Source organism: Nocardiopsis chromatogenes YIM 90109, assembly GCF_000341185.1.
In the GTDB taxonomy this organism is placed as follows: domain Bacteria; phylum Actinomycetota; class Actinomycetes; order Streptosporangiales; family Streptosporangiaceae; genus Nocardiopsis_A; species Nocardiopsis_A chromatogenes.
Genome location: NZ_ANBH01000228.1, coordinates 1 through 1,462, shown reverse-complemented (window position 1 = coordinate 1,462; position 1,462 = coordinate 1). Strand labels below are relative to the sequence as shown.

At 76.1% G+C, this 1,462-nt stretch carries 2 protein-coding genes and 1 pseudogene; 1 reads left to right on the top strand and 2 read right to left on the bottom strand.

The features are described from left to right. Both D476_RS0121430 and D476_RS0121425 read right to left on the bottom strand, forming a co-directional pair. A pseudogene (locus tag D476_RS0121430) lies at positions 1–394 on the bottom strand (lysylphosphatidylglycerol synthase domain-containing protein); the annotation flags it as partial. Positions 395–445: 51 nt separating this feature from the next. Next, complete coding sequence (locus D476_RS0121425) at positions 446–1,159, bottom strand: hypothetical protein (RefSeq protein WP_017625971.1); 714 nt, start codon at positions 1,157–1,159, stop codon at positions 446–448. A 118-nt stretch (positions 1,160–1,277) separates the two neighbouring features. On the opposite strand from D476_RS0121425, the gene D476_RS0121420 reads away from it, so the two are divergent. Then, the coding region (locus D476_RS0121420; RefSeq protein ID WP_026123723.1) for a cyclophilin-like family protein at positions 1,278–1,462 on the top strand (185 nt) is incomplete at its 3' end.

Sequence of the window (1,462 nt, the reverse complement as noted above, 5' to 3'; positions counted from 1 at the left end):
GGGCCCCCGCCACCGCCTGCACGGTGGCCGCCGCCCCGCGGTGGCGGGGCACCTCGTGGTCGCGGGCCAGCTCCACCTGGGCGGCGAACGCCCACACCGACCCCGGCAGGTACTTGCCGAGCTGGCCGACGAACATCGCCCGCGCCGCCGTGGGCACCGGCAGCGGCGACCCGAGCCCGGCAAGCAGCGCCCGCCACGCCATCATCTGTCCGCCGAGCGCGGCCAGGGCGCAGGCGAGGGAGGCGGGAAGCGCCCACGGCGGCAGCGCGGCGAGCGCGCCGCGCGCCTCGTCCCACCGGTCGGCCAGCGCGAGCGCGGCGGACACCAGGACGGCGGCGAGGACGGCGAGGCGCACCCTGCGGTCGGACCGCACGCGGGTGAGGAGGCTGGGCACGGGCCCAGCGTAATGGGCGGGGCCCCGCGGCCCGGACCGGCGCGGGCGGGGTCACCCCACCCCGGTCCGCGACGTCACCTCGCGCGAGAGCAGGATGCGCTTCTCCCGCTCCTCGGCGGTGAGCACGGTGAGGAACTGGCCGCCGTTCTTGATGACGTAGCCCTCCACCACCCGGTCGCCGAGCGCGATGCGCTCCCGGGACACCCACACCTCGTCGCTGATCGCCGAGGCGGTGAGCACCGCCGCCAGGGTGAGCAGCCCGACGCGGGCGACGAGCCGGCGCAGCAGGTCGCGGACGGGGCCGGGGCGCAGGTCGACGGCGGCCAGGACGGCGAACCAGACCAGGCCGGAGGCCAGCGCGCCCCAGGCGGAGAAGGACACCACCGCCGCGGCGAAGACCGCGACCAGCGCCAGCACCACCAGCAGGGACGCCGGGGAGGGGCGGCCCTCCCGGAGGTGGCGCAGGTGGCCGGCGGCGGTCAGCGGGACGATCGCGGCCATCAGCCACGCGGCCACCCGGCCGGCGCCGAGGAAGGTGCCCACCGCGATGGTGACGGCGTCGCTGAAGTCCACCACGTCGGCCAGCCCGGAGGCGGTGTCCCAGTCGTAGTGGGCCACCGCCATCAGGCGGAGCAGGATGAACAGGAACGCGGCCCCGGCCGCAGTGGCCCCGGTGGACCACGCCGCGCCGGCGCCGGAAGCTGGGCCGGAGGCGCCGCCGTCGACGGGGCCGGGGCCAGGGGCGGGGTCGGGGCGCTCGCTCATGCCCGGGGGCGTTCCCCGGGCCGGGTCGTGGTCGCCCCAACAGCACGTATATTCCGTATAACGAAAATCGTGAATCGCATTATGGACATTGGGGGGAGTGGTGCGGTACACACTCCCCATGCGCATCCGAATCTCGTGGAACGGCGGCGAGACGACCGCCTCCCTGAAGCCGACCCCCACCGCCGAACTCCTCTGGGAGGCGCTGCCCGTCGAGGGGACCGCCGCGACCTGGGGCGACGAGGTGTACTTCCCGATCCCGGTCGACGCCGACCCCGAGCCGGACGCGGCCGAGGTCGTCGAGCC